Annotated in this window: 14 protein-coding genes, 1 riboswitch and 1 other annotated feature; of the genes, 9 read left to right on the top strand and 5 right to left on the bottom strand. The window is 39.0% G+C overall.

Going from position 1 to position 13,685, the window contains the following annotated elements:
• Positions 1–66: 66 nt before the first annotated feature.
• Positions 67–915: an aldo/keto reductase gene (locus IEU90_RS07360; protein WP_153710410.1), complete on the bottom strand. Its 849-nt coding sequence runs from the start codon at positions 913–915 to the stop codon at positions 67–69.
• 129 nt (positions 916–1,044) lie between these two features.
• Between IEU90_RS07360 and IEU90_RS07365 the strand changes: the two genes are divergently transcribed.
• From IEU90_RS07365 to IEU90_RS07375, 3 genes are all read left to right on the top strand, one after another.
• The gene (locus IEU90_RS07365; RefSeq protein WP_163705461.1) at positions 1,045–1,476 is read left to right on the top strand and encodes an Hsp20/alpha crystallin family protein; all 432 of its coding nucleotides are present in this window, start codon (positions 1,045–1,047) and stop codon (positions 1,474–1,476) included.
• 117 nt (positions 1,477–1,593) lie between these two features.
• Entirely contained in the window at positions 1,594–3,108 is a 1,515-nt protein-coding gene (locus IEU90_RS07370) for a Y-family DNA polymerase (RefSeq protein ID WP_225431319.1), read from the top strand.
• Entirely contained in the window at positions 3,105–3,539 is a 435-nt protein-coding gene (locus tag IEU90_RS07375; protein ID WP_153710408.1) for a hypothetical protein, read from the top strand. Before IEU90_RS07370 ends, IEU90_RS07375 begins: the two co-directional genes overlap by 4 nt.
• Positions 3,540–3,571: 32 nt before the next feature.
• Here the strand turns inward: IEU90_RS07375 and IEU90_RS07380 are convergent, their stop codons facing one another.
• The 3 genes from IEU90_RS07380 to IEU90_RS07390 all read right to left on the bottom strand — a co-directional run bounded on the left by IEU90_RS07380 (position 3,572) and on the right by IEU90_RS07390 (position 5,017).
• Positions 3,572–4,096, bottom strand: coding sequence for an HdeD family acid-resistance protein (locus IEU90_RS07380; protein WP_153710407.1), 525 nt, complete (start codon positions 4,094–4,096; stop codon positions 3,572–3,574).
• Between the two features lie 175 nt (positions 4,097–4,271).
• The gene (locus IEU90_RS07385) at positions 4,272–4,439 is read right to left on the bottom strand and encodes a hypothetical protein (protein ID WP_163705464.1); all 168 of its coding nucleotides are present in this window, start codon (positions 4,437–4,439) and stop codon (positions 4,272–4,274) included.
• A gap of 11 nt (positions 4,440–4,450) precedes the next feature.
• A complete protein-coding gene (locus tag IEU90_RS07390; protein WP_153710406.1) occupies positions 4,451–5,017 on the bottom strand; it encodes a VanZ family protein in 567 nt (188 codons plus the stop codon).
• 134 nt (positions 5,018–5,151) lie between these two features.
• Between IEU90_RS07390 and IEU90_RS07395 the strand changes: the two genes are divergently transcribed.
• Positions 5,152–6,495 (top strand): amino acid permease, encoded by a 1,344-nt coding sequence (locus IEU90_RS07395; RefSeq protein ID WP_153710405.1) that lies wholly within the window; start codon positions 5,152–5,154, stop codon positions 6,493–6,495.
• Between the two features lie 55 nt (positions 6,496–6,550).
• Here the strand turns inward: IEU90_RS07395 and IEU90_RS07400 are convergent, their stop codons facing one another.
• Positions 6,551–7,006, bottom strand: coding sequence for a Fur family transcriptional regulator (locus tag IEU90_RS07400; RefSeq protein ID WP_153710404.1), 456 nt, complete (start codon positions 7,004–7,006; stop codon positions 6,551–6,553).
• Between the two features lie 124 nt (positions 7,007–7,130).
• Between IEU90_RS07400 and IEU90_RS07405 the strand changes: the two genes are divergently transcribed.
• From IEU90_RS07405 to IEU90_RS07425, 5 genes are all read left to right on the top strand, one after another.
• Positions 7,131–8,567 (top strand): MFS transporter, encoded by a 1,437-nt coding sequence (locus IEU90_RS07405; RefSeq protein ID WP_153710428.1) that lies wholly within the window; start codon positions 7,131–7,133, stop codon positions 8,565–8,567.
• Between the two features lie 86 nt (positions 8,568–8,653).
• On the top strand, positions 8,654–9,193 hold the full coding sequence (locus IEU90_RS07410; protein ID WP_153710403.1) for a DNA-3-methyladenine glycosylase I: 540 nt from the start codon (positions 8,654–8,656) through the stop codon (positions 9,191–9,193).
• A gap of 50 nt (positions 9,194–9,243) precedes the next feature.
• A riboswitch (SMK box riboswitch) is annotated at positions 9,244–9,355 on the top strand.
• Positions 9,353–10,540, top strand: a complete 1,188-nt coding sequence (gene metK / locus IEU90_RS07415) for a methionine adenosyltransferase (protein ID WP_153710402.1) — start codon at positions 9,353–9,355, stop codon at positions 10,538–10,540. Its footprint overlaps the riboswitch before it by 3 nt.
• 54 nt (positions 10,541–10,594) lie before the next feature.
• Positions 10,595–10,802: a binding site (T-box leader), on the top strand.
• A gap of 62 nt (positions 10,803–10,864) precedes the next feature.
• A complete protein-coding gene (gene leuS, locus IEU90_RS07420; RefSeq protein WP_153710401.1) occupies positions 10,865–13,285 on the top strand; it encodes a leucine--tRNA ligase in 2,421 nt (806 codons plus the stop codon).
• A gap of 56 nt (positions 13,286–13,341) precedes the next feature.
• A complete protein-coding gene (locus tag IEU90_RS07425; protein WP_188357935.1) occupies positions 13,342–13,605 on the top strand; it encodes a type II toxin-antitoxin system HicB family antitoxin in 264 nt (87 codons plus the stop codon).
• Positions 13,606–13,685: the final 80 nt, after the last annotated feature.

Raw genomic sequence — 13,685 nt, forward strand, 5'->3', positions numbered from 1 at the left:
GTCCTCCAATTGTTAGGTGAGTGTCTAGCAATTGGGGGACAATTTTATATAAGCAACTTTAAGGTATTAGATTACTGCTAATGGTTCTTTTTTTGTTGGTGATGGGAACTCTTTTTGAAGTGCCAGCAACTCATCATCACTCAGCTCAATACTGCCAGCTGCCACATTTTCTTCAGCGTGTTTTGGACTGCTGCTTTTTGGAATTGCTAAGACATTTCCGATTCTTAAGGTCCATGCTAACATAATTTGGCTAATTGTTGCGTGATGCTTTGCGGCGATTTCCTTTAGTAGGGGGTTATTGGTTAGTTTTCCAGATAAGCGGTCGCCTTGCGCAAGGGGAGAATAAGCAATTAACGGAAGCTGGTGTTTTTTCATTAATGGGAGAAGGTCAAACTCGATTCCGCGACTATCAAGATTATAAAGATCTTCATTTGCAGCACAATCTTTACCGTTTTTTAGCCGCCAAAGTTCTTCTAAATCAGCAACATCAAAATTTGAGACGCCCCATGCCTTAATTTTACCTGCTTTTTTAACCCGTTCTAATTCGTTAATTGTTTCGGCTAACGGTACTCCGCCACGCCAATGCAAAAGATAAAGATCAAAATAATCGGTTCCAACAGTAGCTAAGCTTTGGTCGAGGCTATGCTCAAGCTTTGTTTTACTGGCATTTGAAGGGAGAACTTTATCGATTAAGAAAAGCCCATCACGTTTGTAGGGTTTAATTGCTTCACCAACGAGATTTTCTGACCGTCCATCACCATACATTTCTGCAGTATCAATTACTGTTGCACCTGCATTAATAGCGGCTTGAATTGCTTGAATTTCTGTTGAACGATTTATAAGAGAATCTCCCATATGCCAAGTACCAATACCGACTGCTGGTAATGTAACATCATTAATTGTAACCTTTTTCATTTTCTACGACTCCTTTCTTCAATTTTATTATATTCTTTTTGGGAATTAGACCCTAGCATATTATTTGCTTTTTACGGGAAAGTGATTAGTATAAAAGTTGAATCATAAGACAGGAAGGAAGCATTCTTTATGGCTAATGAATTACAAAACCGTAATAACTTTTTTGATAATCTGATGAACATGCGTAATTGGATGAATGATGATTTCTTTTCAAATTTGACGCCAGTTGCTGACCACATGAAGACTGATGTTACAGAGGATGACAAGGGTTATACCGTAAAGATTGATATGCCTGGGTTTGATAAGAAGGATATTCATATTAGTTATGCTAATAATATTCTGACTGTTACCGGTCACCGCGATACTTTCGATGATGATGCCGATAAGGAAGGCAATGTTTTACATAGTGAACGTCGCTATGGACAAATGAGCCGTCAATATCGGTTGCCAGATGTTAACCGCAAAGATGTTAAGGCCCAATACAATGATGGGGTATTAACTATCAGCCTTCCAAAATTAAATGAAAAAGATGACGATGAAAACCGCATTGATATCGATTAATTAAACGTTATAATGAAGAGACCGAATTTTCGATCTCTTTATTTTTTTGCTATTCTTGAACATACGTTTGATTGACGATATAATTAATAGTACTTAATGAGAATGGGGAGGAAGATTATGTCGATGACACGAACGTATATGGCGATTGATCTAAAATCATTTTATGCCTCAGTTGAGTGTGCAGAATATGGTTTAGATCCCTTAAACGCTAATCTTGTTGTGGCAGATCAGTCACGGACGCATAAGACAATCTGTTTGGCTGTATCACCTGCATTGAAAAAGTTCGGTGTTCCGGGACGGCCGCGATTATATGAAGTTGAACAGCGGGTCAGCCAGTTAAATAACCTTCGTGCTAACAAGATGCCATATCACCGTCTTTCTCCAGTCACCTCAATTTATCGTCAGGAATTATTAAAAACTCCAGAACTAAAGATCGGCTACCGAATTGCAAAACCGCGGATGAATTTTTATCTCAAGAAGAGTGCCAGTATATATGAGATATATTTACGGTATTTACCACCTGAAAAGATTCATGTTTACTCGATCGATGAAGTGATGATGGACGTAACGGATTATTTAAGGGAACACCATACGACAGCTCGAGCTTTAGCAAAAGAAATTATCCAAACAATAAAGAACGAGACAAGAATTACTGCAACAGCGGGAATTGGAACAAACTTATTTTTGGCTAAGGTTGCAATGGATATTGTTGCTAAACGGATTCCAGGGGATGCAGATGGAGTCCGAATCGCCTCCATGACAGAACATTCATTTCGCAAATATCTTTGGGCGCACCAGCCGCTTACTGATTTTTGGCGAGTTGGCCCAGGGTATGCGCGGCGACTAAAAAAATTAGGGCTAAACACAATGGGTGATATTGCCCGCTGTTCATTAGGAAAGTTATCAGATTCAATGAACGAGGAGATATTATATCGGGAATTTGGCAAAAATGCTGAAATTCTTATCGACCATGCCTGGGGCTATGAGTCCGCGACAATCGAAGACATCAAAGGGTACCATTCATCTGACCATGGTATTTATTCTGGTCAGGTATTACCACGGCCTTATAATTTTTCTGAAACACGATTGGTTATCCAAGAAATGGTTAATTCTCTAGCACTCCAGTTAACAAAGCACGAGTTAGTGACTGACCAAGTGGCATTAAGAATTGCCTATGATGTTTCAAATCTGAGTGGTGAATATCAAGGAACCGTTGTTAATGACTTCTATGGACGTCCCAGTCCGAAGCCCGCGCATGGAAGTATTAATTTACGACTGCCAACTTCATCATCAACTGAATTGATGCGTGCATTTATGATATTGTGCGATACAAAACTTGATCGGCGGCTAACCGCTCGTAAAATTACTGTGATTGCCAATCATCTCCTTTCGCCAGTAACTGCTCATCAAGCAAATTGCAATGAGCAATTAGATTTATTTGCGGATACAAATAATCAAGAGAAGCGGCGCCTTAAAATTAATGCGACTCGGCAAAGGGATGCAAAGCTCCAGAAGCTTGTCCTTAACTTACAAAATGAATTTGGCAAAAATGCTATTATCAGGGCTGCTGACTTGAAAAAGGGGGCTACCCTGTTAGAAAGAAATAATCAAATTGGGGGTCACCAGGCATGACGGAAGATAAGGAGACAATAGAAAAAAGTTTATTTAGCGATACATCTGCATATCTTGATATTATGAACCGGCCTCGTCATGTTTCTAAGGCCCATACGCCAATGACTCAAGAAGACCGTGCAGCTCAGTTCTCTCCCTTTGCCGCTTTAACAGGATATCATCGATTATTAGCAGAAATAGGGAAACGCTATCAACACAAAAAATACTTAACTGCCGATGAATTGCAACAAATAAAAGCTGAATTAACAAAAATCGAGAATGAGAAAGGAATGCCAAGGTTAAGAATTGAATACTTTAATGCTAAGGATGGTTTTTATGAAGAATACTGTGGGCAATTAAAGCGGATAAATCAGCAGAGTCACCGGCTGGTCTTTAAAGATACAACGGAAATTCCAATTCAAAATATTCGTAAAATAAAAAGAGACCAGTGAAAATTTCTGATCTCTTTATATATTCTTATTTACTAGAATGCTTGGATAATCTTCATAATTCCGAAAACAATTAAGAATGTTGAAACTAGCCAAACAACTGTAATCGCAGAAATTAATGGGCTGAATAATAGAATAACCCCTAATACTAGACTTACAATTGCCAAGATTATGATAAACCAGTAGTATCCCCGATGGAATTCCTTAAAAAATTTAGCGCTGAGCAATTCAGTGATTGAATCAAGGATAAACCAGATTGCAAAAATAATGGCAATGAAAAGAACACCGAAGTCTGGTTGAAATAAGAAAATAATACCTAAAATAATGTCTAAAATTGCAGAGAAAATCAACCAACCTGACGATTCCGCTAATAGCCGTCCAATTTGCTGGCGGAACCATAATTCATAAATACCACGGAAAATAAATGCAACACCGGCAACAATTACTAAGAAATGCAAGGTTTTATCAGGACGATTAAATGAAGCTATCCCAGCAATTAAAAATAGGATTCCAACAATTAAACTGAACCAATCAAAACCTTTTTTTGTGTCTTCAAACATTGAAAACCCTCCTTAAAAAGCACGATCACTAATTATGATAGTTCACTTAAGATGATAACACAAGAATTAAGGCAATTAAGGAATCTTAGCTTATGGCCTAAATAACAAGCATAAATGGGAGCTATAGAAAAGCGATCCTTTTCCATAACTCCCATTTTGTTAATTTCCCGGGAAATTAAAGATGTTCTTTGATTCCATTTGGGAAATCCTTATCAATCTCTTTTAAAATCGGCAATAATGAATTAACGTATTCATGATATGCCTCAATTGGCTTTAGATCTTTTGCCCGTGATTGTAGCAAAGCAAGCGCAATATCATGTGCTCTTTGTTCATTTGTAATCATCTTCTACCACCTCAGTTATTCAGTTTATCAGATTTTCCGCCTACCAGCATAAATTGTTTGATGGCATGATGGAAAATCGTCTGATCAAGCATGATCATTACCGCAAAACCAATTGTAGTTCCTAACGTATTGCTAATCAAATCATCAATATCAGCCACGCGACCAATGTGAAAAATAAGGTCACAAATAAATTGGTTTGTCTCAATGAATAGGCTGAAAAGGAAACCATAAATAATTGCACGCGCTAGGGGCATTCGGTGGTTGATTAGGTAAAGATATACACCTAGCGGAATCGTCATAATAATATTTAAGAAAAATTCCTGGCTAAGTCCCTGTAGCGGAATAACGTTAAAGGGAACCCCGTGAAAGTAAAACATTAACTTGTTGGCGGAAGCAAAATTAAACATTGACGGGGTAAGGCATAGCCAGTCAATTGCCGTTAAGTAAACAAATAATGTAGCAATCGTAATATGCTGTCCAGTATGTGAAAATCGTACCCAAAGATGGTTATGGGTAATAAGTGTTGTTCCTGCAAAAAAGTAAATAAAAAATGGAATCCAATGAACTAATGCTCGCAATACTATTTCTCCTTATTAGAAAAAGTTATACAATAAGTTTTCAATGATATCTATCATAGTTGATTTTTTAATGGATGACTAGTAGAGCACGCTAGTATTAATAAATCCTCAACTATTAGAAAAGAGAGGGTATAATGGCAGAACAACAATTTACGCGTAAATTAAAGAGTCGGCATATTCAACTGATGGCCCTTGGCGGAACTATTGGAACGGGTCTATTTCTTGGCTCAGGTAAGGCAATTCGGGCAGCGGGCCCGGCAATCCTGCTTGCTTATTTGATTACAGGAATTATTTGCTTCGGGATTATGAGGGCCCTTGGTGAGCTGCTTTTGTCTGACTTGAAGTATCATTCGTTTATGGACGCAATTCGTGATTATCTGGGGAATCGTGTCAGCTTTGTAATGGGCTGGGCTTATTGGGTATGCTGGCTCGCTTTAGCAATGGCAGAAATAACGGCAATTGGCTTATATTTTCAGCTATGGTTTCCGACAGTACCGCAATGGGTGCCAGGATTAGTGACGCTAGTAATACTACTGGGCTTGAATTTGATGACTGTTAGCACATTTGGTGAACTTGAATTTTGGTTTGCTTTAATTAAAATTTTGGCAATTATTATTTTGATTGTCATTGGGGCAATCCTTGTCGGCGTTCATTTTCATTCTGCAAGCGGTTATGTGGCAACTCCTGCTAATCTTATTAATAACGGCGGATTTTTTGCAACGGGAACCAAAGGATTTATGCTTTCGTTTCAGATGGTAGTATTCGCTTTTGTCGGTATTGAGATGGTTGGAGTTACAGCAGCTGAGGCAGAAAAGCCTAAAATTGTTATTCCTAAGGCGATTAACGGCATTCCAGTAAGAATTATGCTTTTTTACATTGGGGCACTTGCGGTGATTATGTGTATATATCCTTGGAGCAAGCTCTCGCCAAATAATAGTCCCTTTGTCCTTGTTTTTCGTGACATCGGGCTACCTGGTGCGGCAAGTATTGTCAATTTTGTTGTAATTACCGCGGCGGCATCTGCATGTAATAGTTCCTTATATACGACTGGGCGAATGCTTGCGGAATTAACGTCGACGGCTCATCGTCCAGAGATTCGGAAAATTGGAAGATTATCAAAACGATCAGTGCCAGCAACAGCAATACTTATTTCAGCTGTCGTTATTGGAATCGCTGCAATTTTGAATTTGGTAATGCCAGAGGGTGTCTTTACGTTCGTATCAAGTATTGCGACAACAAGTTTTCTATTTATTTGGGGTGCAATAATTCTTGCGCATATTAGGTATATTCGGCAGCATTCGGATAAACGCACTTTTAAGATGCCGGGCGCACCATTTACTGACTATGTTATTTTGATTTTTCTTTTGGTGGTTTTGGGTGTGCTATGTATGGAAAAGCAGACGTTAATTGCTTTGTTATTAACTTTGGGTTGGTTTGCCATCCTTACAGTTGCTTCATTTACCCAAAAGAAAGAGTAATTTAAAAGTGTGTGGCTAGGAGAAAATATAAATTTCTCTCAACCACACACTTTTGCTATCGATTTAAATGTAATTTACGCTGACAATCAGGACATAAGCCATGAACTTCAATATTATTTCCTGTAACTAAGTAACCAGTTTTTTCTCGAGTCATAACTGTTAGGTCTTTAGTAATTTCTGTAAAGTGACTATCAAAAACATCAGAAATTTTACCGCAGTTATCGCAGACGACATGATAATGAGGATGGCCGAAATAATCAAAATGGGTACTTCCATCACCATTTTTTAGTTCAATAACAAGATTGTAATCAACTAAAAGCTTAAGTGTATTATATACGGTCGCCATACTAATATTGTCAACGCTATCCTTAAGGTCGTCATAGATCATTTCGACACTGGGATGAGTATGGTGATTGATTAAGTAGTTAAGGATTATTTTTCGTTGTGGTGTAAGGCGGACCTTATTTTCCCGTAAGTGATCAAGGGCACGATCAAACTCTGCTTCTGCCATAATGTCGTCTCCTTTCTTAAAACTATTATAATCTAATGTAATTATAACATTTACATTCACTAATTCAAAACATATAATAGATAACTGTTAGATAATAATAATTCTAAAGAGGGAGAGTGTAATGATGGATCAAAATATGACCCAAAACGGGAAAACATATAGTCGTTTTTGGTTTATTTTTACTTTATTAGTTGGTACATTTACGATGTCGATTAGTCAATCGTCATTATCGACAGCTTATCCAACGTTAATGAATGCATTCGGTATTTCTGCGTCGACTGTTCAATGGCTAACGACTGGATTTATGCTGGTAATGTGTGTCAGTATGCCGATAAGTCCATGGATGTTGAATAATATGAGCTTTAAAACCATGTTCATTGGTGCCTTGGCCTTATTCGATATTGGCTCATTAATGATTGTTTTGACGCCTGCTGCATGGGGAATCAATGGCTTCTGGTTTATGATGGTTGGTCGAGCAATGGAAGCTTTTGCTGTAGGGGTATTGTTCCCATCTTACCAGACAGTTTTACTAGAGATTACTCCTAAAGAACAGCGGGGAACCACGATGGGGATTGCTGGTTTAGTAATGGGTTCTGCCTTAGCTTGTGGACCAATTGTCTCAGGAATTGTTTTAAAGTTTTTTAGCTGGAAAAGTCTTTTTATCCTGTTTATGCTTGTTATTTCCATAATTATTTTGATGGCAGCCAGCGGACTAATTCAGGATGTAATGGAACGTCATGAAACAAATCTTGACTGGCTATCAGTAATTCTGCTGGTTGGGTTAATTGGCATTATGTATGTCGTTGACCAAACTGGAAAAAAGAATCCGGCATGGGGAACAAATGCAGTAATATTTATTGTAAGTCTCATTGCTATTATTTGGTTCTGCATTCGTCAATTTCATCTTGAGCATCCATTGTTGGAATTGCGGGTGTTAAAGACATTTAATTATGATTTGGCAATTCTTTTAACATCAATTTCATATATTGCCCTCATTGTTACTACAATCATTTTTCCGCTATATTATCAAGGGGTTTTGAAAGTAAGCCCCTTTGTTTCGGGAATGTCATTAGTACCGGGAGCAGTTTTCCTTAGTATTTTGAATCCGTTATCTGGAAAATTAGCGGATAAGATTGGTTTTAAGCCGACAATGCTTGTAGGAATGTTTATGATTATTATTGGGTGGACAGCTGGGTTATTGGTTCTTAATCACCTTAGTTTAGCAGGAATGATTTTGTGTGCAATGGTTATTGAGGGTGGCAATGCATTCGTTATGATGCCAGCTGTTACGCTCGGTGCCAATGCCCTGCCGGATAAATTAGTCCCCCATGGAACGGCGGTAATTACCACTGTTCGCCAAGTGCTTGGGTCAGCTGGTGTTACGATCTCAACACTTATCTTAACTGTTACAACTACTAATGCACTCCAGCAGGGAAATTCAGCGCAAATTGCCTCTCTTTATGGTTACCACTTGGTATTTATTGGAATGGTTATTACCGAATTAGTTGGGCTAGTGTTAGCGTTCATGCTTAAAAACACTAAAAAACAAAGTGCAAATTAAAATAAAATACGTATATATTTTAAAGAAAGACTGTGAAAAATTTTTCGCAGCCTTTTTCAATAACAATAAAGAGGACGGCGAAAATAATGGCAATTAAACGACCGAATTGGGCTAATAAAACAGCCGACATGCAAGATTACTATGATCATTATTGGGGATTTCCGGTTCATGACGACCAGAAATTATTTATGATGCTTTCCTTAGAGCTATTTCAGGCTGGATTGACATGGCAAACGATTTGGCAGCGACGAAGAGCGTTTGAGCGCGTTTTTGATAATTTTGACATTAAAACAGTTGCCAATTTTAGTGGTGAAGATATCAATCGCTTATGTAAAGATGAGACAATTATTCGTAATCGTCGAAAAATATTAGCTGTAGTTAACAATGCCCGGATTATTCTAGAGATGCATAAAGCGGGCAAAACTTTTGATAGCTATGTTTGGCATTTTGTCAATGACCAGCCTGAACAATTAAGTTTGACTACTGATGACCAATTACCAGCGAAAACCCCTGCTTCAGAAGCAATGGCAAAACAAATGCGGAAAGATGGTTTTAAATTTGTTGGTCCTACGATTATCTATTCGTTTATGACGGCAGTAGGGATGGTCAATGCGCGGTTAGAATAAGAATGTTGGGATTATCATTGATTGTTGGTTGGAAACTATGCTAAGATTATTCTCGTTATGAAGCAATTCCCGATAGGATTCACGTCTGAACGTGAAGATGCCTTGTAACCGCAACTACAAACTGTTGAAAGTTTCAATAGAATATGGGGGAATTAGAAAATGGCAGAACGACATTTATTTACATCCGAATCAGTATCTGAAGGACATCCAGATAAGATTGCTGACCAAATTAGTGACGCAATTTTGGATGCGTTACTCGAAAAGGACCCAGACTCACGGGTCGCTGTCGAGACATCAGTTACTACCGGATTAGTATTGGTCTTTGGTGAAGTCTCAACAAAGGCCTACGTTAACATTCAAAAGATTGTGCGTGATACAATCAGAAAAATTGGCTACACCGATGGTAAATACGGTTTTGATGCTGACAATTGTGCAGTTATTACGGCGATTGATGAACAATCACCCGATATTGCTCAAGGGGTTGATGACTCCCTAGAGACACGTGAAGGAGATGCTGACCCGCTTGACCAGATTGGTGCTGGTGACCAGGGGCTAATGTTTGGTTATGCAACTGATGAGACACCTGAATATATGCCGCTTACATTAGTGCTGAGCCACAAATTAATGCGCAAGATTGCTCAATTACGTAAAGACGGTGTTATTCCTTATCTTCGGCCAGATGCTAAGGCTGAGGTAACAGTTGAATATGATGAAAATGATAAACCGCTTCGTGTTGATACGGTTGTTTTGAGTACACAACATGACCCAGAAGCTTCCCTTGACCAAATCAAGAAGGACGTTAAGGAACAGGTTATTAAAGCTGTAATTCCTGCTAAGTACCTTGATGATAAGACCAAGTACTTCATTAATCCGACGGGCCGGTTCGTAATCGGTGGTCCGCAAGGCGATGCTGGTTTAACCGGTCGTAAGATTATTGTTGATACCTATGGCGGAGCTGCCCATCATGGTGGTGGAGCATTTTCAGGAAAGGACGCTACAAAGGTTGACCGGTCTGCTAGTTATGCTGCTCGTTATATTGCTAAAAATATTGTGGCAGCCGGCTATGCTAAAAAAGCAGAGATTCAAGTGGCTTATGCAATTGGGGTAGCGGAACCAGTATCGATTATGATTAATACTTATGGTACAGGTACACGCTCAGAAGAAGAATTAATTGCAGCAGTTCGTAAGGTATTTGACTTACGGCCAGCTGGTATTATTGAAATGCTCGACTTAAAACGGCCAATTTACAAACAAACAGCTGCTTATGGTCATTTTGGTCGGACTGACGTTGATTTACCATGGGAGCACTTAGACAAAGTAGACGATTTAAAAGCAATTTTAGGCTAATAATTAAATCTTATACTTGCAATCACTGATGGTGGTTGTTACAATAAGCGTTAAATATTTGATTGTAATAGAAATAGTAGTTTTTGATTTGGACACCAGAGATCCTGTGGTGGTGCGAACAGGAGGCAGGTCATTAATGAACTCATCTAGTGTGATTGTTACTGAACTTTATAGTAGGTAATGACGTATACCGCGTTAAGGTACTAAGCGCCATGATTTTCATGGAAAACGGGTGGTACCGCGGATTGATTTCGTCTCGTAGATATTTTCTACGGGACTTTTTTATTACGATAATTAGAATTTAACAGTAAGGAGTAGACAAAAATGGCTTACGATCATAAGACGATTGAAAAAAAGTGGCAAAAGTTTTGGAAAAAGAACAAGACTTTTAAAGCTGACCTTAATAAAGATAAGAAAAAATACTATGCATTAGACATGTTCCCTTATCCATCTGGTCAGGGATTACACGTTGGACACCCAGAAGGTTATACTGCGACCGATGTAATGTCACGGATGAAGCGGATGCAGGGCTTTAATGTTTTACATCCAATGGGGTGGGATGCATTTGGCTTACCAGCTGAACAATATGCATTAAAGACTGGTCACAATCCTAAAGACTTTACGAATAAGAATATTGACCACTTCCGCGACCAAATTCAATCACTTGGTTTTTCTTATGACTGGGATCGGGAAGTAAATACGACTGATCCTAAGTTCTATAAGTGGACCCAATGGATTTTTGAACAGCTCTACAAGAAAGGTCTTGCCTACGAAAGTGAAATTATGGTTAACTGGGCCCCTGACTTTATGGGCGGAACAGTTGTTGCCAATGAAGAAGTAGAAGATGGTAAGACTAAACGGGGCGGCTACCCGGTATACCGAAAGCCAATGCGGCAATGGGTTTTAAAGATTACTGCTTATGCTGACCGCTTAATTGATGACCTAGACCTTGTTGACTGGCCAGAGAGTGTTAAGGAAATGCAACGTAACTGGATTGGCCGTTCTGAAGGTGCTTCCGTTTACTTCCCAGTTGTTGGGGATGAAGATACGAAGATTGAAGTCTTTACTACTCGTGCAGATACGTTGTTTGGTGCTTCCTATGTTGTTCTTGCGCCAGAACAAGAATTAGTTGACCAATTAACAACGCCAGAGCACAAAGCGGAAGTTGAAAAGTACAAGGAAGAGGCTTCACGGCGGTCAGATCTTGAACGGACTGACTTAAATAAGGATAAGACTGGGGTATTTACTGGTTCGTATGTTACTAATCCGGTAAATGGCGAAAAATTACCAATCTGGATTAGTGACTATGTTCTTGCATCATATGGAACCGGGGCTGTCATGGCTGTCCCATCAGGTGATCAACGAGATTATGACTTTGCTACCAAGTTTGACTTACCAATCAAGCCAATCATTGAAGGCGCAGATATTTCAGCGGGTGCCTTTGATGGTGATGGTAAACATATTAACTCTGGCTTCCTCGATGGATTAAATAATGCTGAGGCTAAGCAAAAGATGATTGACTGGCTAGAAAAACATGATGCTGGTCATAAGAAAGTTAATTACCGTCTTCGGGACTGGATTTTCAGTCGGCAACGTTACTGGGGTGAACCAATTCCGGTTATTCATTGGGATGACGGCACAACTTCACTAGTTCCTGAAGATGAACTTCCGCTTGAATTACCAAAGACTGATAACATTGAACCATCAGGAACCGGTGAGAGTCCGCTTGCAAATGTAGAAGATTGGGTTAACGTTTACGATGAAAATGGTCGTCATGGTTTGCGTGAAACTAATACAATGCCACAATGGGCTGGTTCATCATGGTACTGGCTCCGGTACACTGATCCACATAACGACAAGGAATTTGCCTCAAAAGAAGCACTTGATTACTGGTCACCAGTAGATCTTTATGTTGGTGGTGCTGAACATGCTGTTCTTCACTTGCTCTATGCACGATTCTGGCACAAAGTTCTCTATGACCTTGGCCTTGTCCCAACTAAGGAACCATTCATGAAGCTCGTTAACCAGGGAATGATCCTAGGTTCTAACCATGAAAAGATGTCCAAGTCAAAGGGAAATGTTGTTAACCCTGATGATATTGTTGACCAATATGGTGCTGATACTCTGCGGCTTTATGAAATGTTCATGGGACCGCTTGAAGAATCTGTACCTTGGGATGAAAAAGGATTACACGGTGCTAACAAATGGGCTCAACGTGTATGGCGGTTATTGATGGATGATAATAACCATCTTCGTGACCGAGTATCAACATTCAATGATGGTAAGCTAACCAAGGTTTATAACCAAACAGTTAAAAAGGTTACCGAAGATTATGAACGGATGCACTTTAATACCGCTATTTCCCAATTAATGGTCTTCGTTAATGAAGCTTACAAGGCTGATGACTTACCAGTAGAATACATGAAGGGCTTTGTTAAAATGATTGCCCCAATAATGCCTCACATGGCTGAAGAACTTTGGAGCCAATTTGGTGAGAGTGATACAATTACTTACCAGCCATGGCCAACTTACGATCCAAAAGCATTAGTTGAAGATGAAGTTGAAATGATTGTTCAAGTTAACGGCAAGGTTCGCGCAAAGATTAAAATGGCCAAGGATACTGACCGGGATGAAGCCCAACAACTTGCATTGGCAAACGAACATGTTAAGAAGTTTACTGACGGCAAGGATATTAAAAAGGTTATTGTTGTGCCAAATAAGATTGTTAACATTGTTGCTAAATAATTATGTTAAAGAGGCTGTGACATTTTGTCAGGCCTTTTTTATTAAAGGAGAAGTCAATGGAAATAGTAAAATATCCTGCTTTTTTTACTCCGGTAGAAAATGAAGTTCAAGTTAATTTTCCCGATTTACCAGAAGCATTTACACAGGGAAAATCAATGGATGAGGCAATGGAATTTGCTAAACTGGGGCTTGCAATTACGATTAATGATAAACTTGGTCATTTTGAAAAAGCACCGCAGCCGAGCAATATGGCGATCCTTCAAGCAAAGAATCCACAGAAAATTATCAAGATGGTTACAGTTGATTTAGACCAGTACTAAATTAAAGAAGTATTAAAAACCGTAAATCGAATTGCGTCAGTCTTATATTCACGATAAAATAATTAAGATTGTTTTTATTC

The sequence above is a fragment of the Limosilactobacillus caviae genome, assembly GCF_014635905.1.
Classification (GTDB): domain Bacteria; phylum Bacillota; class Bacilli; order Lactobacillales; family Lactobacillaceae; genus Limosilactobacillus; species Limosilactobacillus caviae.

Coding starts and splice junctions, on each gene's coding strand:
- IEU90_RS07360 (WP_153710410.1), bottom strand. CDS start 915: ATGAAAAAGGTTACAATTAATGATGTTACATTACCAGCAGTCGGTATT.
- IEU90_RS07365 (WP_163705461.1), top strand. CDS start 1,045: ATGGCTAATGAATTACAAAACCGTAATAACTTTTTTGATAATCTGATG.
- IEU90_RS07370 (WP_225431319.1), top strand. CDS start 1,594: ATGTCGATGACACGAACGTATATGGCGATTGATCTAAAATCATTTTAT.
- IEU90_RS07375 (WP_153710408.1), top strand. CDS start 3,105: ATGACGGAAGATAAGGAGACAATAGAAAAAAGTTTATTTAGCGATACA.
- IEU90_RS07380 (WP_153710407.1), bottom strand. CDS start 4,096: ATGTTTGAAGACACAAAAAAAGGTTTTGATTGGTTCAGTTTAATTGTT.
- IEU90_RS07385 (WP_163705464.1), bottom strand. CDS start 4,439: ATGATTACAAATGAACAAAGAGCACATGATATTGCGCTTGCTTTGCTA.
- IEU90_RS07395 (WP_153710405.1), top strand. CDS start 5,152: ATGGCAGAACAACAATTTACGCGTAAATTAAAGAGTCGGCATATTCAA.
- IEU90_RS07400 (WP_153710404.1), bottom strand. CDS start 7,006: ATGGCAGAAGCAGAGTTTGATCGTGCCCTTGATCACTTACGGGAAAAT.
- IEU90_RS07405 (WP_153710428.1), top strand. CDS start 7,131: ATGGATCAAAATATGACCCAAAACGGGAAAACATATAGTCGTTTTTGG.
- IEU90_RS07410 (WP_153710403.1), top strand. CDS start 8,654: ATGGCAATTAAACGACCGAATTGGGCTAATAAAACAGCCGACATGCAA.
- metK (WP_153710402.1), top strand. CDS start 9,353: ATGGCAGAACGACATTTATTTACATCCGAATCAGTATCTGAAGGACAT.
- leuS (WP_153710401.1), top strand. CDS start 10,865: ATGGCTTACGATCATAAGACGATTGAAAAAAAGTGGCAAAAGTTTTGG.
- IEU90_RS07425 (WP_188357935.1), top strand. CDS start 13,342: ATGGAAATAGTAAAATATCCTGCTTTTTTTACTCCGGTAGAAAATGAA.